Raw genomic sequence first — 22,999 nt, forward strand, 5'->3', positions numbered from 1 at the left:
CACGTTTTATATCAAAAAAAGATTCCAATATTACCCGATGTATTGAAACTCATTATTTTTTTAGTTTATAATTCTAGTGTGCCCTATGAAGCAAACATCGGTAAGGGATCACACTTTGCCTATGGAGGAATAGGTGTCATAATTCATAAGAAAGCAGAAATAGGTAAAAATTGCCAAATAGGTTCTAATGTTACTATAGGAGGTAAATCTGGGCATCCACAGGTGCCAATTATTGGCGATAATGTGTATTTAGCGACTGGTTGCAAAGTTCTCGGACCTATAAGAATTGGTAATAATGTAACAATTGGAGCAAATGCAGTCGTCATAAAAAATGTACCAGATAATGCTATTGTAGCTGGGATACCAGCGAAAATTATACGTATCAAAGATGAAAACACCAAATAACGTAATGCTGTATGTAATATTTGGATTGCTTTTTTGCTATTTAAGTTTTGATTTTATTTCAGATAGAAAAAAAGATTTTTTTATTCTCAATTATAATTGGGAGAATCTCAAAAACCAAACAATAGGAGACGTAAATGTGGTTGATTATATGGTAAAGTCTTTAAACATAGAGATTAAGGATTTTTTTCCAGTTAATAATCAAAATACTTTTGTCATAAATGATACATATTATTTTCGAGCGGTGAGAATTGATAGGCAAGTTGATCAGCTGAATTTTATTGGAGTACACTGGATTAATGAATATCCAAGAAATTTAAACGGAACAATTAAATTAGGTAGAAGCAACCTACAATTAGTTCAGAATTCTGGTACGAAAATCACTATGATTGGTGATTCACAAATGGGCTGGCGCGAAGGTAAATATACTCGAAAATGGATTGCAGAAAAAATGAAGGTACATTTTATTGGTAACCGACATGATGTCTTTGGATATCCATATTATTTTGAGAATAATTATACATTACAAAATGTCCTTCAAAGCAATCTAAATCTTGATGAAACGGAAGTGGTTATTTTATACTTGGGATTACATGAAAACCCGAGGGATTTACATCAAAATTTAAAAGAATTTGTAACCTTAAATAGTGAAAAGGAAGTTATAATTATAGATTCTTTTTTAGATGATAACAGTATTGAGAGCATAGATGCTAAAAAGGTTCATTATCTTGATATATCTCATTATAATAAACGCAAGTATTTTTCTAATGATGGTATTCATCTCAATTATGACGGCCATAAAAAACTAACACAACAACTCATTGCTAAATTGAAATCAATTGGGGTTGACAAAAAATAAATGGGAATATCTACAGAATTTGGCACTACTACTAGTGGTTATTACTTTGCCAATGCCAAAATTCAACCTGAATTCCCAAGCTATAATTTTATTAGTAGCTGTTTGGTTGTTTTCTGGGAATTATTCAAATAAACTTGTAAATTTAAAACAGAAGAAGTATCAATTTTTTAGTATTTCAATTTGGTTTTTTATGTTTGTAATAGGTTTAATTTATTCAGACAATTTAAACATTGGTCTGAAAAATATTATAAAAAACCTACCATTACTTGGGATTCCTTTGGTGATTTTTAGCCAAGAGTTTAGTGTAAAAAAAAGGGAATATATAGTTAAATGGTTTAGTGTTTCAGTTATTTGCTGTGCCATTTTTGCGTTGATTAAAGCTGGATATTTTACTTATATGAATTTTGGCAATTATTTTTATAACCAAAACTTAGCAGCTTTATTAAATATTCACACCACTTATTATTCATTGTTTTGTGCCGTAGTCATACTTTATTTTTTGTATCAAATATTGTTTAAAAAAAATAAGTTGAACAATTGGCTTGCCATTTTTTTTCTTTTAATTTTCATGTATTTATTGAGCTCACGTATGGGGCTTTTTGCTCTAGGATTAGGAAACTTACCAATCTTATACCGTAAATATGGTTCAAAATCATTGCTTGCTATACCAATCATTGCCACAGTAGTTCTAGGGGTTTTATTTTCGCCAAATTTTCAGAAAAGAGAGATTGGGCGAAGTGAATTTGGTACATATACTCCAGATTTAGGTACCCGACTTTTGCATTGGAAGGCTGTAGTAAAATCCGTAAATGATGACAATATTATTATAGGAAACGGCAGCGGAACAGATAAAAAGCACGTCTATGAATCTTATAAAAAATACAATTTCATGGAGGGCTATGAGCATGAGTACAATGCACACAACCAATTCTTAGAGTATTATATCTATTTTGGTTTGATGTCGGTTTTAGTTTGGATTTTCTGTTTTTGGGTTTGGATTAAAAAAATATATAGTGAGTATTATTCATATTTGCTTTCAGTACTTATAATAATAATCTGCTTTATGCTAACGGAATCTATTTTGGAAAGGCAACATGGAATCGTTGTTTTTGCTTTAATGTTATCCTTAGCCTTTAGTAAGGAAACTAAAAAGAAATCCATCAATAATTCTAAATGGAATTAAATGAAAAAAGAACTAGTTTTAATAGTGCTTTCAGAATTCTAATTTAGCTATTTCTTAATAACTTGTAGATTGAACTTAATGTCTTCGCTATAGATATTTATAAAATACAAACCTGGTGAGAATAATTGAAAATCGATTTTTTTAAATTGATTTGTAATCGTTTTAATTTTTTTCCCTAGAACTGAAAATATCTCAATTTTTTTCAGATCAACATTATTGATGTTTTCAATGGTTAAAAAGTCTTTTACAGGGTTTGGATAAATGGAAAAGTTAGACCTAATATTAACCTCATTAACGGAAAGTGATGAGCATTCAGTTTGACCTTCAATTTCTATGAAAGTTGAGGCTGAATCAATATTCGTCCAATTTTGGGTACTATATGCGCAGTCATCAACTAAAATAAATTCTAAGTTTGGACTGTTAAAAATATCAAAGAAATCTATATTTGTATTATTACCACTTCTTATGTCTAGTGATTCTATGAATGGATTTGTTTCTGTTAAACCGAATTCATCTATGTTTGGGTTATTAGACAAGTCTAATTCTGTAAATTGATTTCCTCCAGCAACTAGAAAAATTAAATTTTGGTTTGCACTAACATCCAACGATGTAAGATTGTTAGAAGTACAAGCAAAGGAAATGAGATTAGTATGTTGACCCAAATCTATTTCTGTTAATTGGTTATATTGGCAAATAAAGGATGTAAGATTAACATTAGGGTGAAAAGTAATACTCGAGAACCCATTTCCGTCACACAATAAGTTTGTTAAGCTAGCAAAGTCTTCTAGGCCTGTAAGATCAGTTATCGATTTATTCTGAATACTTAATTGGGTAATGCCAACAATATTCTGAGTGAGAACTTCGTCATCTAAAATATCGTCATACCCTAAATCAATTAGTGCTTGTTCAAAATTATCATCAGGGACAAAGGTAGTTTGTGCATTTATCATTGAAAGTGCGGATAATAGAATAAGATATAAAGTGAATTGTTTCATAGATTTATCTAGCTTTACTATTTTATAAATAAAAAATTCAGTAAAATCACTGCTATTCCTTGGCTTAATAAATGCAATGTAATAGGTTTGCTGATTTTATGAAAGAAAATAGCCATAAACTTAAAATTTATATATTTCCGACCATCTAAAATTCAAAATATTTAATAACATTATTGTAGATTACAAAAAATTGGGTTTTGTTCACTATGTCAGAGACTAAAATTGATAAATTCTTAATCGACTTCGATAAAAAAAGCTTAGAAGGTTATTCTGTTTATGACGCTTTTAATTCTACTTTTTTAAAACAAATAGGTAAATTAGAGATTAAATTAATTAATGTCATTATCACTCAGGCTTTTAAGCGTATTCCATTTAATATAAGGGGGCTTTTTGGAGTTAAAAAATCAATAAACCCAAAAGCGTTGGGATTAATACTTAAAGCTAAATTGAAATTTTCTAAAACTGAAGCTGAAGTAATTTCACTATATCAACTAATTCTATCGCAAAAGAACAAAGAATTTAAAAACTTAAGTTGGGGCTATAATTGGGATTATTATACGCTACGAGGAGGTACTTTTCCTAAGGGATTTCCAAATGCTATTGTAACCTATTTTATTGGAGACGCATTAATAGATTATTATAAAAAGTATCCTTCAGAAGAGTTAAAAGTTAATTTACTATCCATAAGAGACTATTTCTTAGAAGACATTAATCAGACGGAACGTCTAGGTGGTATTTGCTTTAGCTATTCTTCAGTAGATAATAAAGAAATATACAATGCGTCTGCATTAATATCAAGATACTTATATCGCTTGGACAAGATTTTTACGACTAATGATAGAGCAATAATAATAAAAAGCACTAATTATTTAAAAAACGTTCAAAACGATGATGGAAGTTGGTATTATGGAAATGCCGTCAATCAAAGATGGGTAGATTCATTTCATACGGAATATCTTCTTGAATTTTTTGAATGTTTAGACAATGCTTTTATAGAAGAAATGGATCTTACTAAATTACTTTCTAGCGCTCAAGATTATTATTTAAAAGAATTTTATTTTGATAAGGTGTGCAATTACTATCCTAAAAAAAAATATCCGATAAATGTTCATTCAATTGCTAGCAGAATTATTTATCTGTCTAAGCATAAGAAATTAAATGAAGCTAAGGAAATTATAGATTGGTCTTTCAATTATCTATATAATACTAAAAATCATTCCTTTTATTTTGAAAAAAATAAATATTACACCAATAGAAATTTGTATCACCGATGGAACCAAAGCTGGATGTATTTAGCATTAAGTTCGTACAAAAATGTTTCTATCGATGAAGATTAAGAGTTTTTTTTTAGATGAGCTTACCCTCTCATACATAGATTATATTAAATTTAGGGGTGAATCAGATGAAGAACATGAGAAATTAACGATTGCTGCCTTGAAGAAGTATTTAAGGTCAGATGGCATAATCAAGGAAATTGATGCTTTTGGTTTTAAATCAAATAAAGTATATTTAAAGTCAACAGGTTATTATTTTTCTAATGCTGTTAATTACCCTTTTGATTGTGAATTCCAGGGTGCTTTGAACAATATAAAATTATACCAAACAAAGTCTATAAACGATTATTTTAATTCAACTGTATTTTTACGTTCGCTAAATAATTCTAACCACCCATCAATTGATTTTAATAGTGCCTTTAAATTTTTACCTGAAAGTAAAAAAATGAGTGCACACAAAGAATTGATTACTTTAATTACAAAATTAGAGTTAAATATAATTACTGAAGATCAGGTTATCGACTTTGTTTTTAACCAATTTAAATTAGGGATTGAAGACTTTATTGTTCAAAATTCTTTTGAAGATAATCAACCTAAGGGTTCTTCGCATGAATTTGGGTATTGGCTGAATTATCTTATCGATTTTTATGAAATTTCTCAAAACACTGAATTTAAAGAAAAATTAAAAGGATATTTTGAGAAACTACACACTGTTTTCGTTAGAAAAAAAATGTTTTACCATGATGTTGTTGGAAAAAATAGAAAATGTATTAATGTGTCTGGCGTAATTCTAATAGGTAAAGCCTTTTTAAGGTATTCTATTATCGAAAAAGATTTTAGATTCACCAATGCATCATTATTTCTGATTGATTTTATAAAACAACTTCAATTGAGAAATAGTGGACTGATTCAAAATACATTTCCAATATATAGAGGCAATTCTAAAATGAAGTTTCCATCGTGGACTCTTAATTATTTTTTAGAACTATTAATTTTAAAAAAACAAGCGTTACATGAGTTTGAGATTAGCGTTACTAACTAATTATCCACTTGTGGACAATGTTCGGTGGAAAAGAGATTTTGTTTTAAACTGCAAAACCAACGGGTTTGATATTGATGTTTATTATGGGAAAAAGGACATAAAGTCTCTGCTGTTCAGCTATTTGAAAAAACGAAAATATTCTAATAGTGTTGCTAAAAGAATACAAGGTAATTCTATAAAGAACAAATTGTATTTTAAGAAAAACGGTCATAATGTAAACAGTTTCAAAAATTTAAATTCAGAAAAGGCTATTTCAAGAATTCAAGAGGGTAATTATGATATTATAATTACTGCCTTAGATCAAATTCTTTCAAAAAATTTCATAACTAAGGTGAATACTAAAATAGTTAATGTGCATTATGGAATGTTACCGGAAATAAAAGGAACAAGCGCGTTAGAATGGACATATTTTTGCTATAATAAATGCGAAATAACTTTACACTACATAGATGCTGGAATCGATACAGGTGTTATAATTGATAGAAAAGAAATAACAGTTGCCATGCCTATCTCATTTTCAAAACTGAGAGGAGAGGTTCAAAAACATATACCAAATATTATTAATAATTTTTTAATTAAGATTGAAAAGAATGAAAGTTTAAATACTTTTGCAAATGACCAAGGTGATTTATATACTTTTATGCATCAAGACCTTGTTGAAATTATTGAAAAGAGAAATGAAAGTCTTTATAACACTTGATTATGAATTGTTTTTTGGAAAATCTGGAACTGTAGAAAAAACCATTATTGAGCCTACTCAAAAATTAGTAAAAATTTTAGATAAGCACAATGCTAAAGCTGTTTTTTTTGTAGATGTAGGTTATTTAATAAAATCTGAAGAATTAGAGTCTAAGTATCCTGAATTAAAAGATAGTTCAAAAAAGGTAATTAAACAAATTAAAGAACTGGTTGCCGAAGGACATGATATACAATTACATATTCATTCACACTGGGAAGATGCACAATTTACCAATGGACAATGGGTTTTTCCGATGACACATTACCGCCTTCATAGTTATTCTGAGGAAGAGTGCATAAAAATTGTAAAAAAGTATAAAAATTACCTTGAAGCAATTTGTGGCAAACAAGTTAATGGATTTAGAGCTGGAGGCTGGTGCCTGCAACCATTTGATAAATTAAAAACCGCATTTTTAGAAGCTGGTATTAAATTTGATAGTACGGTTTTTAAAGGTGGTAGAAATATTCATGGAGCTCATTATTATGATTTTAACGAAATCCCAGAGGCCACAAAATGGAATTTTTCTGACGATCCTTGTGTTATAGATGACCAAGGTTCATTTACAGAATTTCCAATAGCTAGTTTCAAAGTTTCTCCCTTGTTTTTTTGGAAACTTATTTATTATAAAAAATTTGGTGGACAAAAACACCATCAAATTGGAGATGGATATGCAATAAGCAATGGTTTATGGCAAAAATTAAGACTTTTATTAACAAGGAGTTATACTGTGGTTTCAGTTGATGGATATAAAGCTAGCTTGGTACAAAAAGCTTTTTTAAGGCAAAAGAAAAAATATAAATCTGGTAATTTTGTTATTATAGGTCACCCTAAAGCATTTTCGAAATTTTCGCTAAAAAAATTAGATGAATTTTTAATTAAGCAAAAAGAACAAATTGAGATAAAAACATTTAGCGATTTATGAGTAATCAAATAAAAATCCTTAATACTTATATAAACAACCTAAGTATGTTCGAAACGCTTGAGATTATTGACTCTACAATAGTTTCAAAAAAGCAAATCCATCATGTAGTCGTCAATGCAGGGAAAATAGTGGCAATGCAAACAGATTTGCAATTACGCCAAAGTGTTAATGAGAGTGATCTAATTAATGCAGATGGTCAGGCTGTTGTTTGGGCTTCAAAAATATTAAACAAACCATTAAAGGAGCGGGTTGCCGGAATTGACCTAATGGAAAAAGTGGTTGCTTTAGCACACAAGAATAATTATAAAATATTCTTTTTAGGGGCAAAAGAACCCATAGTTAAATCTGTAATAGAAAAATATTCAAAACAATATTCTAATGATATAATTGCAGGATACAGAAACGGCTATTTTAATAAACATGAAGAAACTAATATTGCTCAACAAATTTCAGAAAGTGGGGCACACATTTTATTTGTAGCAATTTCATCTCCTACAAAAGAAAACTTTTTATACGATAACAAAAAACACCTTAAAAATGTGAACTTTATAATGGGTGTTGGCGGAAGCTTTGATGTCGTCGCTGGTAAAGTTAACAGAGCTCCGCTATGGATGCAAAAATATGGTTTAGAATGGTTCTATAGGTTTGCCCAAGAGCCTAAACGCATGTGGAAGCGTTATTTGTTTGGTAATTCAAAATTCATAATTTTAGTGGCAAAAGAAAAACTATTTAAAACCTTTCTGTTTTAACGATATAGAAATAATTTCACATTTCTTCTAGACTTCTATATATAACTTGCATATATTGGGTTTTTATCTTAATTTTAAGATAATTAAATTCATTAATCTAACACCAATAAACTCAGGAAAAAAACTACTTTTGTAAACTATTTTTACACGATTTGAGTTTATTTAAACACGGCAGATATTCGGGATATTTACGACCTATCTCTTACATTATTGATTTAACAATCATTAATGGGGTTGCGGTATTATATCTTCTTAAAGGAAAAGACCCACTCGTTTTTTTGGCTATTATTTCTGTGTGTTGGATTTTGTTATCAGTTTATTCACAGTTTTATGAGGTCTATAGATACACAAGGCCAATTAACATTTTGTCCCTGATAGTTAAACAGTTTATTTTATTTCTATTGTTAACTTTCGCCTTTTCAGGTTTATATCACGAACTTAATATATACCCAAGACCCATTGTTAAATACACAATTTTGTGTTTTCTATTAATAACGATTTTTAAGTTTGCTATTTATTATTTATTGCAGAAATATAGAACCTCACTTGGTGGAAACTACAGAACCACCGTTATATTGGGTTTAAATAAAAAAACCGCTGCTTTAGACAACTTTTTTAACCGGAACCCAGAGTATGGTTATTCTCATAAAAAAACCTTTAACTTCAAGAACAAAGAAGATTCTTTAGAGGAGTGTTTTCAATATGTAATGGACGAAGGTATAGACGAGATGTATTGTTCAATTTCTGAACTGACGAATAATCAAATTGCAGACATAGTAGATTTTGCTGATAACAATCTTAAGATTCTAAAGTTTATTCCAGACAGTAAGGAGATTTATTCTAAAAAATTACGTTACGAGTATTACGACTATATTCCAGTACTTACCTTAAGAAATATTCCTTTAGAAGATAATGTAAACACCTTCATTAAACGTGGTTTTGATATTTTGTTTTCGAGTATTGTAATCGTTTTTGTTTTATCTTGGTTAACGCCAATTATTGCTATTTTAATTAAGCTGGAATCTAGAGGTACCGTGTTTTTTAAACAATCTAGAAACGGATTTAATTACAAAGAGTTCGATTGCTATAAGTTCAGGTCTATGATGCCCAATAAAGATGCACATTTATACCAAGCCACAAGAGGAGATCAACGTGTTACTAAAGTGGGAAAATTTATCAGAAAAACAAGTATTGATGAATTGCCTCAATTTTTTAATGTGCTTTTTGGAGATATGTCTGTTGTTGGCCCAAGACCACACATGGTAAGTCATACCACAATGTACGCTAAAAAAATCGATAAGTTCATGGTGAGGCATTTTGTGAAGCCAGGTATTACAGGCTTGGCACAAACTAGTGGATTCAGAGGTGAAGTTGAAACAGATAAGGATATTATAGGTCGAGTAAAATACGATATTTTTTATATAGAAAACTGGTCGCTACTTTTAGACATAAAGATTATTATTCAAACCTTTGTTAACGCGGTTAAAGGCGATGATAAAGCTTATTAATAAGCATAATGAAATCAAAAAAAGTTTTATACATTGGTAATAACTTGTTTAACAAAACAGGTTATCCTACGACATTACAAACTTTAAGTGAGCTTCTTCGAAAAGAAGGGTTTACAGTAGTAAAAGCATCAAATAAATTAAATTTAATTATCAGAATGCTTCATATGATCTATGTTATTTTAAAACATCAAAAAACGACAGATGTTGTTTTAATAGATACATATAGTACTCTAAATTTTTATTATGCTTATTTATGCTCAAAATCCTTAAGGTTTTTTAATAAGCCTTATATTCCTATACTGCACGGAGGTAGTCTTCCAGAAAGACTGAAGAAGTCTCCCAAATTATCTAGAAGTATCTTTAAAAATGCTTATATCAATGTTGCGCCTTCCCAATATTTGACAGAAATTTTTAAAAATTCAGGTTTTAATACCATTTGCATATCGAATACTTTAGAGATAGAGAGTTATAAGTTTAAAAATAGAAAAAAAATTCAGCCTAAGCTATTGTATGTTAGATCTTTTGCTGAAATATATAACCCTAAGATGGCTGTTAAGGTGCTATTTGAGTTAAAGAGAAATTATCCAGATGCCATACTATGCATGGTTGGTCCAGATAGAGACGGGTCTTTAAAAAGTGTAAAAGAACTTGTGAAAGTATTGAACTTAGAAAAAAATATTGAGTTTACAGGTGTTTTAGCCAAGGACGTCTGGCACAAAAAATCTGAAGAATATGATGTATTTATAAACACCAGCAATGTAGATAATATGCCTGTAAGTATTATTGAAGCCATGGCTCTTGGATTGCCAGTTGTAAGCACGAATGTAGGTGGAATTAAGCATTTAGTCAATGATAAGATCAGTGGTTTTTTAGTGAATCCAGATGATGAAATCGCTATGGTAAATGCCATTAAAGAATTGATTGAAAATGGCTCAGAAAACGTGACACTTACTGCCAGAGCAACCGTAGAGGGTTTTAAGTGGGATATTATCAAGCATAAGTGGAACGAACTTTTAAATGGCATATGATATTTAAATGGATTTATATTTTAGGAAGAAACTTAAGAAATCCATCTTCTAACGAAATTCATCAGTTTTTAGAAGATTCTCAACATTATACATTAGACCAGCTGGAATCTTTTCAATTGAAAAAACTGAAAGAACTCGTTGAGTTTGCTTATGAGCATTCAGAATTCTATCGAAAAACGTTTGATGAAAAGGAAATAAACCCTTTTGAAATCAATAATTTATCTGATTTACAGCATCTACCCATAATTACCAAGCAGATACTTTTACAGAACAAAAAAGAAATAGATAGTAATTTTAAATTTAAAATAACTTTTGATGCGAAAACCTCGGGAACTTCAGGAGAGTCTTTGGTTTTTAAAAGAAATGAGTATTCTGATTCATTTAATAGAGCTGTAATTAGTCACAATTACAATATCTTTGGCGTAAAACCTTGGTATAGGAATGGTTATTTTTGGGGCTTCAATAAATCATTTTTATACCGATTAAAAACTCAGTTTTTTGATGTACTGCAAAATAGGTTCAGGGTATTTTCGTATTCAAAAGAAGAGTTGCAAAAATTTATTAAAAAGTTAGATAAGGCAAAGTATATCCACGGTTATTCATCCAGTATTTATGAGACAGCTAAAGCTATAAATGGAGGGAATATTGAAAAACCTAAAAAAATAATAATGGTTAAAGGGACATCAGAAAATATTTTCGATTATTACCAGTCTGAAATTAAACTAGCTTTTGGCACAAAAATGATAAGTGAATACGGAGCTGCCGAAACTGGAATTATTGCTTTTGAATGTCCTGCTGGCAAGATGCATATCAATATGGAAGGTGTTATTGTCGAAGAACTAAACAATGAAATATTAGTTACCAATTTAAATATGTTATCCTTTCCAATAATACGCTATAAATTGGGAGATTATATAAAGCTGGCTCCAAGAAATACGTTATGTTTATGTGGAAAAAAACATCTTGTTTTAGAAAGTGTTTTAGGACGAATAGGAGAAAAAGTATATGGCATTAAAAATATTTATCCCAGTTTGTATTTTTATTATATTTTTAAAAATTTATCTCAAACCCATCAACTTCATCTAGAGTATCAAGTAGTCCAGCATAATAAAGGATCTTTAATTTTCAACATTTCTTCCGATTTATCAGATCTTGAAGAGAAAGTACTAATAAAAGAAATTGAAAAATATTTTAAGGGTGACATTAAATATAAAATCAATGGCAGAGCCAAGTTCAATGCAACAAAAGGTAAAAAGAAAAGTTTTATATCTACTGTAAATAATGAGCTTAAATAAACCTCTTGTCTCCATTGTTACGGCCTGTTACAATTCGGAAAAATACATTTCAGATACTATAAATAGTGTGCTCAATCAAACCTACCAAAATTGGGAGTTATTGTTAGTCGATGATTGTTCAACAGATGCCTCCATTAGTATTATTCGCAGTTTCGAGAAAGCAGACAAACGAATTAAGGTATATAAGCTTACCGAAAACTCTGGACCTGCAGTAACTAGAAACAAAGCTATTAAAGAGGCAAAGGGTCGTTTTATCGCATTTTTAGATAGCGATGACCGATGGCTTCCTGATAAATTGGAAAAGCAAATTGCATTTATGCTCGCCAAAGGATATAGTCTTACCCACACAGGATATGAACTCATTGATGAATCTGGAAAAACATTGAATAAAATAATAAGACCAACCACTGTTTTAAGTTATAATGATATGCTGTATTCTAATAAAATAGGTTGTTTAACAGCAGTTTATGACCAAAAGCAATTGGGTAAAATCTATATGCCATTGTTGCTTAAGAGACAGGATTATGCCCTTTGGTTAAAAATTTTGAAAACTGGAGAAAAAGCATATGGTTTATCAGAGATTTTGTCTCAATATAGAAAAACAGAAAGCTCTTTATCTAGCAATAAAATAAATTTAATTAGATGGAACTGGAAATTATTACGAGAGGTGGAAAATATGTCTTTTATAAAATCTGCATATTATTTGACTTGTAATATCGTTTTAAAACTTAAAAGCTAAAAAATCAATATTTATGTGGTCAGTAATTTGTCTTCCAATAGTTTTTTTGAGATTAATAATGAACAAAAAATAGTGACTTGCTTTATGGGTGGAGGAATTATATAGTATATGCTTTAAAGTTATAATGTAAATACCTTAAACAGACTTATATTATTTTGGGTAAGGTTATTTTAGAAAAACTGCTCTAATGAAAATAAATATAAAAATTTAAAGGATTCGCTTTAGCTATATAAAAACTTTATTTGCTATTAGTAGCTTAAAATAAAAGCCACTATTTTTGCAACAAACTACTTAAACATGAATATTTTAGTACTTGGCTCTGGCGGAAGAGAACACACATTTGCATGGAAATTGGCGCAAAGCGACCGTTGTAAGTCACTTTTTGTTGCTCCAGGAAACTCAGGAACGGAAGCCATTGCCACCAACTTAAACATTGGTGTTACTGATTTTGAAGCCATTAAGCTGGCAGTTTTAGAACATGATATAGATTTGGTAGTGGTCGGTCCAGAAGATCCATTGGTACAGGGTATTCACGATTTCTTTTTACAAGATGAAACCCTGAAAGATGTTTCAGTTATTGGGCCACAAAAAGCGGCTGCGGAATTAGAAGGTAGCAAGGAGTTTGCTAAAGAATTTATGATGCGTCATAACATTCCAACAGCGGCTTATGAGAGCTTCACAAAGGATAATGTTGAAAACGGTTACCAATTTTTAGAAACCTTAAAACCACCTTACGTTTTAAAAGCTGATGGACTAGCTGCAGGAAAAGGCGTTTTAATTCTTAATGATTTACAAGAAGCGAAAGACGAACTAAAAAGTATGCTCGTTGATGCAAAATTTGGCGAAGCAAGTACCAAAGTTGTTATTGAAGAATTTTTAGATGGTATAGAACTCAGCTGTTTTGTATTAACAGATGGAAAAGATTATAAAATCCTACCCACCGCAAAAGATTACAAACGCATTGGAGAAGGCGATACAGGTTTAAATACAGGAGGCATGGGCGCAGTTTCACCAGTGCCATTTGCAACAAAAGAATTTTTAGATAAAATTGAAAGCCAAGTGGTTAAACCTACGGTTGAAGGTCTAAAGAAAGATAATTTACCTTACGTTGGTTTTATTTTTATTGGCTTGATAAAAGTTGGGGACGACCCAAAAGTGATTGAGTACAACGTGAGAATGGGAGATCCTGAAACCGAAGTCGTTTTACCGAGATTAAAAACAGATTTGGTTGACATTTTTGAAGCGATGGCCAATCAAACTTTATCTGACGTCAATATAGAAATTGATGAGCGTGCGGCAACAACCGTAATGCTAGTGTCAGGTGGTTATCCTGAAGCTTACGAAAAAGGAAAAGAAATTACCGGAATAGAAAAAATTACGGATTCTGTTGTGTTTCATGCTGGTGCAGAATCTCAAAATGGTAAAGTAATTACTTCAGGAGGTCGCGTTATGGCAATAACATCTTACGGAAATACGTACCATGAAGCCATAAAAAAATCTTATCAAAGTATAGACAATCTACATTTTGATAAGATGAATTATCGTAAGGATATTGGTTTTGATTTATAAATCAAAACCTATAAAGTTATAGAAAGGAATGAGAAGAAATGCTCTTGTCTTCTTCACCATTATCATTGTATTTTTTAAGCTGTAGCATCCAATACACAAATGCCACAAAGCCAATAAGCATAAATAGCCATGAGAAAATATTGGCAGAAAACCAGCTTTCTAATTCTAAAGCTCTAAGGGCATCAAATGGAGCAAATAATACATCTACAAATAAATCTCGTATTCCGTAAAAGAAATCTTTCATAACTTTATAAATTTACACCAATTCTAATTTTGAATTGGGATCCAAGCGACAAAAGTACAAAATCTGATTGATACTGTTATAATAGTGCAGTTAGAATTTTTAAAGTCTATTTTTGTTACAGAATGAGAACCAATTTTTAAGCACAGCATAGCTATGGTTCAAAATTTTAGTGAAATTATGTCCAAAAAGAGGCATATAAAATTAAGTGGCATTTTTTTATCAGTCTCTATATGATCACAAGCATTTTTAGTAAATCTAAGCCCATAAACTTCATAATCGTTGCAGTTTATGTGTCGATACTTTTTGTTGTTACTAATTATGCCATGCTTTTTTCGGATCTAAATACGGCCTTGGCAACGATTTTTAAATGGGGAATCACGTTATTCTTGGTTTTTCTGTTGGACTTCATTGTAGCGAAAAACAACCTGACCCAAAGTAACAGCTATGCTATATTGACACTTGGTTTACTTTTTGGCATGTTTCCAGAGGCGATGTCACATTTAGATTTATTGCTGGCTAATCTGTTTGTGATATTCGCATTAAGACGATTGATTAGTTTACATTCCAAATTAAATATTAAAAAGAAGCTGTTTGATGCTGCTTTTTGGATCGCATTGGCAACCCTATTTTATTTTTGGGCGATACTCTTTTTTGCCTTGGTCATCGTGGCTTTGATTTATCATTCCCAAAATGATTTTAAAAATGTCATTGTACCTTTTGCTGGTGTCATAACAGTTATAATTCTACTCTTAACCTATAACATTCTTCTGCACGATGTGTACTTAAGACCTTCAAATTTTAAGCGCTATGCGAGTTTAGACTTTACAGCCTATAATAGTAAAGAAAACATTCTCAAGCTTACAGTTTTGTTTACGTCATTTGTATGGACGATAATCTATTATTTTAGAATTATCCAAGACAAGAACAAAAAGTTAAAACCATCTTATTTTATTATGGCTTGGGCTTCGATAATAGCCATTTTAGTAGCAATTATTGCACCGATAAAAAATGGAAGTGAATTTTTATTTCTGTTTGTTCCGTTTTCTATAATAATGGCGAATTATATTGAAACAATTTCAGAGCGTTGGTTCAAACAAGTTTTTATCGCCCTTTTGCTTATTACACCAATCATAGGTCTATTGCTGTAATTTATTGCCAAATGCCAAATCACCAGCATCACCCAGCCCAGGAATAATATAACCTTTATCATTTAGGTGGTCGTCAACCGCAGCAATCCAAAGTTGCACATCTGCATCAAATGCCTTTGTGATATAGTCAATACCAGGTTGCGCACCAATGACACTCACTAAATGTATCGCTTTGGGAGTGCCAAAAGGTTTTAGAGCTTCAAAAGTAGCCACCATCGATTGTCCTGTTGCGAGCATTGGATCTGCCAATATCAAGGTTTTACCGTCCAAACTTGGACAAGCTAAATACTCAACCACGATATCAAAACTTTCAGGATTGTGCTTGTGTTGCCTGTATGCCGAAATAAAAGCATTCTCAGCAGCATCAAAATAATTCAATAAACCATTATGAAGTGGAACACCAGCCCTTAAAATGGAACATAAAACAATATCATTTTTGTGTAAAACGGTTTCCGAAGTGCCTAAAGGTGTTTCAATAGTGTGCTTTTTAAAATCAAGGGATTTGCTGAGTTCGTAACCTATGATTTCACCAATACGCTCAATGTTTCTTCTAAAACGCATACTGTCTTTTTGTACGGTTTTATCGCGTAATTCAGACATAAACGTATTTAAAATTGAAGGTGTTTCAGAAAGGTTGTGAATTTGCATAGTATGAAAATTGTTTCGGTCGTTAAAGTTAATAATTCCTACTATATATCTGTGGCAAGATAAATTTTTTAAGAATTAAAGGTTGAAAAATCGAAAATTCTAAAACGAACCTCTTTGTTAATCTTCAACTTAATAATTTCATGTACTTTTGTAAACATTAAATCAATTTCACTATGTTTTCAGAAAAAGCAAACGCCATATTTCAAGAGGTTATCAAAACCTATAAAGTTTTAAATTCAGTAGATCAACCCTTTACAAATAAGTACGATAAAACCGACGACCTCATCGCGCATTTATTATACAGAAAATCTTGGATAGATACGGTTCAGTGGGCTTATGAAGATATTATTAGAGATCCAAATATTGATCCTGTTGCAGCTTTAAAGTTGAAAAGAATGATTGATGCTTCTAACCAAGACAGAACGGATACGGTTGAATATATTGATAGCTATTTTTTAGATAAATACAAAGATGTATCGGTAAAAGCTGGAGCTAAAATCAATTCTGAAAGTCCGGCTTGGGCCATAGACAGACTTTCTATTTTGGCGCTTAAAATTTACCACATGCATCTCGAAACTGTCAGAGAAGATGCTAGTGATGCACATAAAGCCGCTTGTAAGAAGAAATTGGAGGTACTTTTGGAACAACGTGTCGATTTAAGTACTGCTATTGATGATTTACTCAATGATATCGCCAATGGAGACAAGTACATGAAGGTTTACAAGCAGATGAAAATGTACAATGATGACGAACTGAATCCTGTTTTGAGAGGCCAGAAATAACACTTTCCTGCGAACGAAGAAATCTCATTTTTTTTATTACGGATTTTGAATATAAAGAATGGCTAAAAAACATGTCTGTCATTCTGAGCGCAGCTGAAGAATCTCATTTTAATATATTTCGACTTTGCTCAAAATGACAAAATAAGAAAGACTTAGCAGGTTCAAATGCCAAAACCAAACCACATACTAGTCCTCAGATTCTCTGCAATGGGAGACGTGGCAATGACAGTTCCTGTTTTGCGAGCACTTACGGCGCAATATCCAGAAGTTAAAATCACAGTAGTTACTAGAGCATTCTTTAAACCATTCTTTCAAGGTTTGGACAACGTGAGTGTTTATGAAGCTGATTTAACAGGCAAGCACAAAGGTGTTTTAGGACTTTATAAATTATCTAAAGAACTCAAGGTCCTAGGTTTTGATGCGGTCGCAGATTTACACAATGTGCTTCGTAGTAACATTTTAAAGTTATTTTTCTTTGGAAAGAACGTAGTGCAATTAGATAAGGGAAGAGCCGAAAAAAAAGCCCTCACATCAGGTCAATCGTTTCAGCAATTAAAAACCACACACCAACGTTATGCGGACGTTTTTGAAATATTAGGCTATGCGATAGACTTATCAGAACCCATATTTCCAAAACCAAAACCATTATCTGAAAAACTGAACACTTTCATTTCCCAAAAAAACCTCAAAACTATCGGAATTGCACCTTTTGCAGCGCACCAAAGCAAAATGTATCCTTTAGAGCAAATGGAAAATGTGATTCAAGAACTTTCTGAACATTGTAATATCATTTTATTTGGAGGCGGAAATAAGGAAATAGAGATTTTAAATCAACTTGAAACCAAATATAAAAACGTAACATCTGTCGCAGGAAACTTAAATATAGAAGAAGAGTTAGTGCTCATTTCAAACCTAGACCTTATGTTATCTATGGATTCTGGGAACGCACATATGGCAGCCATGTTAGGTAAAAAAGTAATTACTATTTGGGGCGTAACGCATCCTTTTGCTGGTTTTGCGCCATTCAACCAACCTAAAGATTATGCATTGACAGCAGACAGAAATAAATTCCCATTAATTCCGACTTCAATTTACGGCAACAAATACCCTGAAGATTATAAAAATGCAGCAGGCAGTATTCCTTCTGAAGAAATAATCACTAAAGTGCTATCTGTCATTCAGAGCGAAGCGAAGCATCTCTAAAAAAATAAACTATCACGATAAAGACCTGCTAGGTTTTCAAAATTGCAAACTCCGTGTCTATTTTCTAACAGTGAAGTGGTCTAGGCTCTTGATTCTTTTTTACACATCATCATAATCCACCGCAACATTTGTAGACGTAGGATGTGCTTGGCAAGTCAATATCAAACCTTCCGCAACTTCGCCATCCGTTAAGATATTATTTTGCCTCATTTTGGCTTCGCCTTCAGTAAGTCTGGCAATACAACTACTACAAATACCACCTTGACAAGAGTAAGGCGCATCAATATCTTGGTTTAGAGCCGCTTCAAGAATAGTTTGTTTTTGAGACATTTTGAATTCAAATTCTTCATCATCAACCACAACCTTGATTTTAGTGTGTCCGGTAGGTAAATCAGTCGTATTTTCGGTATCAGTTTCAACAGGAGCTGTAAACAATTCGAACTTAATAGCGTTTTTCTTTACACCATTCTCGATTAATACATCTTTTACGGTATGGATCATTTGTTCTGGGCCACAAAGAAAAAATTGCTCAATAGTAACGTCCTTATATTTATTCTTTACGATGAGGTTGACCGTACTTTTTTCAATACGACCAAAAAGCGCATTTTCCTCTTTTACTTGGCTGTATATAAAATGAACGTGAAGACGATTGCCATAAAACGCTTGTAGTTCCACAAGGTCTTTAAAAAACATAGCGTCTTCAGAAGATTTATTGCCATAAACCAAAATAAAATTGCTAAATGGTTCGTCTTCCAAAAGTGTTTTTGCAATGCTAAGAACTGGTGTAATTCCGCTTCCCGCAGCAAAAGCTGCAATAGTTCTGGTCTTAGCATTATTGGCTTCAAAAGTAAAACGACCATTGGGTTGTGCAACTTCAAGTACATCACCAGCTTTTAATTGTTGGTTAGCATAAATGGAAAATGTACCATCTTCAACCGCTTTTACGGCAACAGTAACATTGCCGCTATTTTTTGAAGCACAAATTGAATAATCCCGTCGGATGTCTTCGTTATTAATCGTCGTCTTTAGAGTAATGTATTGTCCGGCTTTAAAGCTAAATTTTTCCTTAAGATTTTCAGGAATATCAAAGGTAACGGCAACCGAATTGTCTGTTACTTTATCAACTGATTTTATAGTGAGTGAATGAAATTGCGACATTAAAAAATATTTTTTTTGCAAAGATAAACAATCTATTCCCAGACCTGCAAGGCTTTGTATCAAACTTGATTTGGTATATAAAAACCTTGTAGGTATGAATTTCGATTAAATTCATACCTAAGTTTCTTATACATAAGAAAATTATGTATATATTTGTGTTACGATGAGCAATTCAAAATTATACAAAGGAAGTTTAAACACCATCATTTTAAAGTTATTAAATGAGCATGATAAAATGTATGGTTACGAAATAACCCAAAAGGTAAAGGCATTGACCAAGGGCGAACTTAAAATTACAGAAGGCGCATTATATCCGGCTTTGCATAAGTTGGAAGCCGAAGGGTTGTTGGATGTGGAAGTTACAAAAGTAGATAACCGACTGCGTAAATATTATAAATTAACCGAAACCGGAACCAAAGAAACCGTTAATAAGCTTGAAGAATTAGCCGACTATATAAAAACGATGCAGGCTTTGGTAAATCCTAAATTAGCATAGATATATTCTGCAAGGCTTTTGATGACCGAGTGCAGTCTAAGCCAAAACTGGACAGTTCTTAAATTAAAAAAATGAATATCACAAAAGAAGAAATAAAATTCATTGACAATTACCTCATTAAAAATGAAGTAAAACATTGGGATGTGCGTTTAGAATTATTGGACCACATCGTTTCTGCGGTTGAAGATAAAATGACCGAAGATGGTATTTCTTTCAATGAAGCGTTGCTTGAAGTTCATCAAGGTTTTGGAAATCAATTTATAGAATTTAGTATTCCAAAAGGTAAAATATTTGAGAACGGACTATACCAAAGCAATATTGGATTTAAGAAATTCACAAGAAAAAAGCAGAAAGAAATTAGAAGAAAGCATTGGAAAGCATATTGGAGAACATTTCTACCTTTTGTTTTTTCATTTCGGTTTTTAGTTGAGATTTTGGTTTTAGGTGTTTTTACTTTTTTAAGTTATCAATTTAGTGTTAAATCTGGGCTTTTAACTTTAGTTATGGGAGTCATAATTTCTGAATTTATAAAGTTAATTTATGGAGGGTTTGAAAAATTCAAGAAAAAATCATTAAACATGCAATTAGCGGTGGCATCCTCATTATTAATAACACAGATCCCTTTTTGGATAATGATGCTTTTCAATTCTCAATACGAAGGTGCGGAGACTAAGCCATATTATATTCTATTCATTATTTTTTTTATGTTATTTGTATTTAGCAGACATGGTCTAAATCATTACCTCAGTATTTACAAAACATATAAAACACGCTTTACGCTGTTAATGTCATGAAACTAACAAAATCCCAAATACAAGACCTTTACGCTTTTACAAGACAACATTTTGTAGAACATTACGATTTACAAACTGAACTCGTAGATCATTTAGCCAACGACATTGAAGCGATGTGGGAAACACAGCCCGAGCTTAGTTTCGAAAACGCCAAAAACAAAGCTTTCAAGAAATTCGGCATTTTCGGTTTTATGGATGCTATTGAACAAAAAGCAAAAGCGATGAATAAACGTTACATGAAGTATTTATGGAATGAACTTAAAATATGGTTTACGATTCCGCAGATAACAGCGACTCTAAGTTTGTTTTTGATGTTCTATCTATCGTTTTCTTCAAGTTTTGCTATTGCTTTAGCTGTGATTTATTTTGTTTTAGTGGCTGTCTGGTCTATTTACAAAAGTGTTCAACTTAATAGACAATTTAGACGACGAAAAGAGGTTTCCAATAAAAAATGGGTGCTTGAAGAACTAATTTTTAAACAAGCAGGTGGTACTTCAATTGTCATATTGTCTCAGATTTATAATATCTTCATTATTACGGATGAATTTTTAACTAACACCTACGCTATTGTTGGTTTGTCAATAGCTTTTACAGCACTTGTTTTGATCTATTACATTAGTTTCGAACTATTACCAAACAAAGCCGAAAAACTACTTAACGAAACTTATCCAGAATTTAGTTTGTAACAAAATTCAACTTTTCTATACTTATTACTGAAATCAACCCAACCAAGACACTATGATAAAACATTTTCTCAATCTCGAATGGAAACAATATTTTCGTTCGTCCTATTGGCAAAAAAATATAGCTATCAATATCTTAATGGTATTTTTTGCGCTTTATTTTGTGGCCATGTTTTTAAGTTTAGGCTTCGGGCTTCTTTTTGTTATGAAAAAAATGTATCCTGATCAAGATCCATTCGTAGTTGTAAATGGATTTTTATTTTTCTGGATTATCGGCGACCTAATGATGCGCTTCTTTTTACAGAAACTACCCGTTATGAGTGTAAAGCCCTTACTTATTCTGCCCATAAAGCGATCTACCGTAGTCAACTATGTTTTAGGAAAATCGGCGGTTTCATTTTTCAATTTTTTACCCTTATTTGCTATCATTCCATTTAGCGTTATGCTCATAAGAGATGGTTATGCATCTGCCATGGTTTTAACGTGGATGTTTACCATGATAATTTTTGTACTCATCATCAATTTCCTGAATTTTATTATTGAGGCCTTTTCTTCCGAGAAAGAACTGTCATTTCTACCTATTATTGCGGTAGTCGGGATTTTATTTGGTTTAAATTATTTTGGTGTCCTTCCAATGACCACATTAATTGGCGAGGCTACTATTGGAATAGCAAACAACCCAATTTTCATACTTGTTCCAATCGCAATTCTGATACTATGTTATGCTTTCAACTTTAAAATTTTAAGAAGTAAACTATTTTTAGATAGCTCACTGAAATCTAAAGTTATAGAAGTCAATGCGGCAGATTTATCTTGGACCAAACGTTTTGGAGATATTGCACCATTTATGCAGTTGGATTTAAAACTGATTTGGAGAAACAAACGCACAAAATCTATGACATTTTTATTATTGATTGGTTTGCTTTACGGTCTATTCTTTTATCCACAGCCAATGTACAGGGAAATGACTTTTATGTCTGCTTTTATTGGGATATTTTCAACAGGATTTTTTCTTATCAATTTCGGGCAGTTCATTCCAGCTTGGGATAGCGCTTACTACAAACTATTAATGAGCCAAAACATTAAATATGAACAATATTTACGTTCAAAATTTATACTTATGGTCATAAGCGTGGTTCTGCTTTTTGTTTTGGGAATTCCGTATGTGTATTTCGGTTATAAAATATTGATTGCACACTTTGCAGCAGCGATATATAATATTGGCGTGAATACCCATGTGATACTTTGGGGAGGGTCTTTCAACCGAAAAAAAATAGAATTAGATAAAAAAGCAGCGTTTAACTACCAAGGGACAGGAGCCGTACAATGGCTAATTGGTATTCCGCTTATGCTGGTGCCAATGGGATTATTTTGGCTTGTAAATTGGCTCGCTGGCTTTGGAGCTGCAATCGCCTTATTAATCGTTCTCGGCATAATAGGTATTGTTTTTCATAAAATGTTAATGAAAGGCATTACTCAAAAATATCTCGATTCAAAATATAAAATGATTGACGCTTTTAGTCAAGATAACTAATACAA

Annotated in this window: 24 protein-coding genes; 20 read left to right on the forward strand and 4 right to left on the reverse strand. The window is 31.7% G+C overall.

Annotated features, from left to right (window positions below; translation table 11 throughout):
• Nucleotides 1-42: 42 nt before the first annotated feature.
• Genes HM987_RS18500 through HM987_RS18510 form a run of 3 tightly spaced genes read left to right on the forward strand, consistent with a single transcriptional unit; the run spans nt 43 to nt 2,444 of the window.
• Nucleotides 43-405, forward strand: coding sequence for a serine O-acetyltransferase (locus HM987_RS18500; RefSeq protein WP_229724517.1), 363 nt, complete (start codon nt 43-45; stop codon nt 403-405).
• On the forward strand, nt 389-1,261 hold the full coding sequence (locus tag HM987_RS18505; RefSeq protein WP_179009478.1) for a hypothetical protein: 873 nt from the start codon (nt 389-391) through the stop codon (nt 1,259-1,261). Before HM987_RS18500 ends, HM987_RS18505 begins: the two co-directional genes overlap by 17 nt.
• The gene (locus HM987_RS18510; protein WP_179009479.1) at nt 1,248-2,444 is read left to right on the forward strand and encodes an O-antigen ligase family protein; all 1,197 of its coding nucleotides are present in this window, start codon (nt 1,248-1,250) and stop codon (nt 2,442-2,444) included. The genes HM987_RS18505 and HM987_RS18510 overlap by 14 nt, the downstream gene beginning before the upstream one ends.
• Before the next feature lie 47 nt (nt 2,445-2,491).
• Here HM987_RS18510 and HM987_RS18515 read toward each other — a convergent pair whose 3' ends face one another.
• Nucleotides 2,492-3,439: a T9SS type A sorting domain-containing protein gene (locus HM987_RS18515; RefSeq protein ID WP_179009480.1), complete on the reverse strand. Its 948-nt coding sequence runs from the start codon at nt 3,437-3,439 to the stop codon at nt 2,492-2,494.
• A gap of 206 nt (nt 3,440-3,645) precedes the next feature.
• Between HM987_RS18515 and HM987_RS18520 the strand changes: the two genes are divergently transcribed.
• From HM987_RS18520 to purD, 10 genes are all read left to right on the forward strand, one after another.
• Nucleotides 3,646-4,776 (forward strand): prenyltransferase/squalene oxidase repeat-containing protein, encoded by a 1,131-nt coding sequence (locus HM987_RS18520; RefSeq protein WP_179009481.1) that lies wholly within the window; start codon nt 3,646-3,648, stop codon nt 4,774-4,776.
• Complete coding sequence (locus HM987_RS18525) at nt 4,766-5,755, forward strand: hypothetical protein (protein ID WP_179009482.1); 990 nt, start codon at nt 4,766-4,768, stop codon at nt 5,753-5,755. The genes HM987_RS18520 and HM987_RS18525 overlap by 11 nt, the downstream gene beginning before the upstream one ends.
• Nucleotides 5,727-6,455 carry a formyltransferase family protein gene (locus HM987_RS18530; RefSeq protein WP_179009483.1) on the forward strand — a complete coding sequence of 243 codons (729 nt, stop codon included), beginning with the start codon at nt 5,727-5,729 and terminating at the stop codon, nt 6,453-6,455. Before HM987_RS18525 ends, HM987_RS18530 begins: the two co-directional genes overlap by 29 nt.
• A complete protein-coding gene (locus HM987_RS18535) occupies nt 6,433-7,416 on the forward strand; it encodes a polysaccharide deacetylase family protein (protein WP_179009484.1) in 984 nt (327 codons plus the stop codon). Before HM987_RS18530 ends, HM987_RS18535 begins: the two co-directional genes overlap by 23 nt.
• Nucleotides 7,413-8,165, forward strand: coding sequence for a WecB/TagA/CpsF family glycosyltransferase (locus tag HM987_RS18540; RefSeq protein WP_179009485.1), 753 nt, complete (start codon nt 7,413-7,415; stop codon nt 8,163-8,165). Before HM987_RS18535 ends, HM987_RS18540 begins: the two co-directional genes overlap by 4 nt.
• Nucleotides 8,166-8,317: 152 nt before the next feature.
• Nucleotides 8,318-9,673, forward strand: coding sequence for an exopolysaccharide biosynthesis polyprenyl glycosylphosphotransferase (locus tag HM987_RS18545; protein ID WP_179009486.1), 1,356 nt, complete (start codon nt 8,318-8,320; stop codon nt 9,671-9,673).
• An 8-nt stretch (nt 9,674-9,681) separates the two neighbouring features.
• Entirely contained in the window at nt 9,682-10,701 is a 1,020-nt protein-coding gene (locus tag HM987_RS18550) for a glycosyltransferase family 4 protein (RefSeq protein ID WP_179009487.1), read from the forward strand.
• Between the two features lie 116 nt (nt 10,702-10,817).
• Nucleotides 10,818-11,996 carry a phenylacetate--CoA ligase family protein gene (locus HM987_RS18555; protein ID WP_229724519.1) on the forward strand — a complete coding sequence of 393 codons (1,179 nt, stop codon included), beginning with the start codon at nt 10,818-10,820 and terminating at the stop codon, nt 11,994-11,996.
• Nucleotides 11,983-12,735, forward strand: coding sequence for a glycosyltransferase family 2 protein (locus tag HM987_RS18560; RefSeq protein WP_179009489.1), 753 nt, complete (start codon nt 11,983-11,985; stop codon nt 12,733-12,735). The genes HM987_RS18555 and HM987_RS18560 overlap by 14 nt, the downstream gene beginning before the upstream one ends.
• Nucleotides 12,736-13,032: 297 nt before the next feature.
• The gene (gene purD / locus HM987_RS18565) at nt 13,033-14,304 is read left to right on the forward strand and encodes a phosphoribosylamine--glycine ligase (protein WP_179009490.1); all 1,272 of its coding nucleotides are present in this window, start codon (nt 13,033-13,035) and stop codon (nt 14,302-14,304) included.
• A gap of 16 nt (nt 14,305-14,320) precedes the next feature.
• Here purD and HM987_RS18570 read toward each other — a convergent pair whose 3' ends face one another.
• A complete protein-coding gene (locus tag HM987_RS18570) occupies nt 14,321-14,548 on the reverse strand; it encodes a DUF6341 family protein (RefSeq protein WP_179009491.1) in 228 nt (75 codons plus the stop codon).
• A gap of 230 nt (nt 14,549-14,778) precedes the next feature.
• On the opposite strand from HM987_RS18570, the gene HM987_RS18575 reads away from it, so the two are divergent.
• Nucleotides 14,779-15,696, forward strand: a complete 918-nt coding sequence (locus HM987_RS18575; RefSeq protein ID WP_179009492.1) for a DUF6427 family protein — start codon at nt 14,779-14,781, stop codon at nt 15,694-15,696.
• On the opposite strand, the gene upp is transcribed toward HM987_RS18575, so the two are convergent.
• A complete protein-coding gene (gene upp / locus HM987_RS18580) occupies nt 15,685-16,344 on the reverse strand; it encodes a uracil phosphoribosyltransferase (protein ID WP_179009493.1) in 660 nt (219 codons plus the stop codon). The genes HM987_RS18575 and upp overlap by 12 nt on opposite strands.
• A gap of 173 nt (nt 16,345-16,517) precedes the next feature.
• On the opposite strand from upp, the gene HM987_RS18585 reads away from it, so the two are divergent.
• Together HM987_RS18585 and HM987_RS18590 are read left to right on the forward strand one after the other, a co-directional pair.
• Entirely contained in the window at nt 16,518-17,126 is a 609-nt protein-coding gene (locus tag HM987_RS18585; RefSeq protein ID WP_179009494.1) for a DUF4254 domain-containing protein, read from the forward strand.
• Nucleotides 17,127-17,291: 165 nt separating this feature from the next.
• On the forward strand, nt 17,292-18,329 hold the full coding sequence (locus HM987_RS18590) for a glycosyltransferase family 9 protein (RefSeq protein ID WP_229724521.1): 1,038 nt from the start codon (nt 17,292-17,294) through the stop codon (nt 18,327-18,329).
• A gap of 99 nt (nt 18,330-18,428) precedes the next feature.
• Here the strand turns inward: HM987_RS18590 and HM987_RS18595 are convergent, their stop codons facing one another.
• On the reverse strand, nt 18,429-19,487 hold the full coding sequence (locus HM987_RS18595) for a ferredoxin--NADP reductase (protein ID WP_179009495.1): 1,059 nt from the start codon (nt 19,485-19,487) through the stop codon (nt 18,429-18,431).
• A 163-nt stretch (nt 19,488-19,650) separates the two neighbouring features.
• Here HM987_RS18595 and HM987_RS18600 point away from each other — a divergent pair, with 163 nt between their 5' ends.
• The 4 genes from HM987_RS18600 to HM987_RS18615 all read left to right on the forward strand — a co-directional run bounded on the left by HM987_RS18600 (nt 19,651) and on the right by HM987_RS18615 (nt 22,994).
• Complete coding sequence (locus HM987_RS18600) at nt 19,651-19,983, forward strand: PadR family transcriptional regulator (RefSeq protein WP_179009496.1); 333 nt, start codon at nt 19,651-19,653, stop codon at nt 19,981-19,983.
• 71 nt (nt 19,984-20,054) lie between these two features.
• The gene (locus HM987_RS18605) at nt 20,055-20,777 is read left to right on the forward strand and encodes a hypothetical protein (RefSeq protein ID WP_179009497.1); all 723 of its coding nucleotides are present in this window, start codon (nt 20,055-20,057) and stop codon (nt 20,775-20,777) included.
• Nucleotides 20,774-21,463, forward strand: a complete 690-nt coding sequence (locus HM987_RS18610) for a hypothetical protein (RefSeq protein WP_179009498.1) — start codon at nt 20,774-20,776, stop codon at nt 21,461-21,463. Before HM987_RS18605 ends, HM987_RS18610 begins: the two co-directional genes overlap by 4 nt.
• A 52-nt stretch (nt 21,464-21,515) precedes the next feature.
• On the forward strand, nt 21,516-22,994 hold the full coding sequence (locus HM987_RS18615) for a DUF5687 family protein (protein WP_179009499.1): 1,479 nt from the start codon (nt 21,516-21,518) through the stop codon (nt 22,992-22,994).
• Nucleotides 22,995-22,999: the final 5 nt, after the last annotated feature.

The sequence above is a fragment of the Winogradskyella forsetii genome, from assembly GCF_013394595.1.
Classification (GTDB): Bacteria; Bacteroidota; Bacteroidia; order Flavobacteriales; family Flavobacteriaceae; genus Winogradskyella; species Winogradskyella forsetii.

Bases quoted from the DNA above. Each gene is read 5' to 3' on its own strand.
- HM987_RS18505 (WP_179009478.1), top strand. From the start codon at position 389: ATGAAAACACCAAATAACGTAATGCTGTATGTAATATTTGGATTGCTT.
- HM987_RS18515 (WP_179009480.1), bottom strand. From the start codon at position 3,439: ATGAAACAATTCACTTTATATCTTATTCTATTATCCGCACTTTCAATG.
- HM987_RS18520 (WP_179009481.1), top strand. From the start codon at position 3,646: ATGTCAGAGACTAAAATTGATAAATTCTTAATCGACTTCGATAAAAAA.
- HM987_RS18525 (WP_179009482.1), top strand. From the start codon at position 4,766: ATGAAGATTAAGAGTTTTTTTTTAGATGAGCTTACCCTCTCATACATA.
- HM987_RS18530 (WP_179009483.1), top strand. From the start codon at position 5,727: ATGAGTTTGAGATTAGCGTTACTAACTAATTATCCACTTGTGGACAAT.
- HM987_RS18535 (WP_179009484.1), top strand. From the start codon at position 6,433: ATGAAAGTCTTTATAACACTTGATTATGAATTGTTTTTTGGAAAATCT.
- HM987_RS18540 (WP_179009485.1), top strand. From the start codon at position 7,413: ATGAGTAATCAAATAAAAATCCTTAATACTTATATAAACAACCTAAGT.
- HM987_RS18550 (WP_179009487.1), top strand. From the start codon at position 9,682: ATGAAATCAAAAAAAGTTTTATACATTGGTAATAACTTGTTTAACAAA.
- HM987_RS18560 (WP_179009489.1), top strand. From the start codon at position 11,983: ATGAGCTTAAATAAACCTCTTGTCTCCATTGTTACGGCCTGTTACAAT.
- purD (WP_179009490.1), top strand. From the start codon at position 13,033: ATGAATATTTTAGTACTTGGCTCTGGCGGAAGAGAACACACATTTGCA.
- HM987_RS18570 (WP_179009491.1), bottom strand. From the start codon at position 14,548: ATGAAAGATTTCTTTTACGGAATACGAGATTTATTTGTAGATGTATTA.
- HM987_RS18575 (WP_179009492.1), top strand. From the start codon at position 14,779: ATGATCACAAGCATTTTTAGTAAATCTAAGCCCATAAACTTCATAATC.
- upp (WP_179009493.1), bottom strand. From the start codon at position 16,344: ATGCAAATTCACAACCTTTCTGAAACACCTTCAATTTTAAATACGTTT.
- HM987_RS18585 (WP_179009494.1), top strand. From the start codon at position 16,518: ATGTTTTCAGAAAAAGCAAACGCCATATTTCAAGAGGTTATCAAAACC.
- HM987_RS18590 (WP_229724521.1), top strand. From the start codon at position 17,292: ATGCCAAAACCAAACCACATACTAGTCCTCAGATTCTCTGCAATGGGA.
- HM987_RS18595 (WP_179009495.1), bottom strand. From the start codon at position 19,487: ATGTCGCAATTTCATTCACTCACTATAAAATCAGTTGATAAAGTAACA.
- HM987_RS18600 (WP_179009496.1), top strand. From the start codon at position 19,651: ATGAGCAATTCAAAATTATACAAAGGAAGTTTAAACACCATCATTTTA.
- HM987_RS18605 (WP_179009497.1), top strand. From the start codon at position 20,055: ATGAATATCACAAAAGAAGAAATAAAATTCATTGACAATTACCTCATT.
- HM987_RS18610 (WP_179009498.1), top strand. From the start codon at position 20,774: ATGAAACTAACAAAATCCCAAATACAAGACCTTTACGCTTTTACAAGA.
- HM987_RS18615 (WP_179009499.1), top strand. From the start codon at position 21,516: ATGATAAAACATTTTCTCAATCTCGAATGGAAACAATATTTTCGTTCG.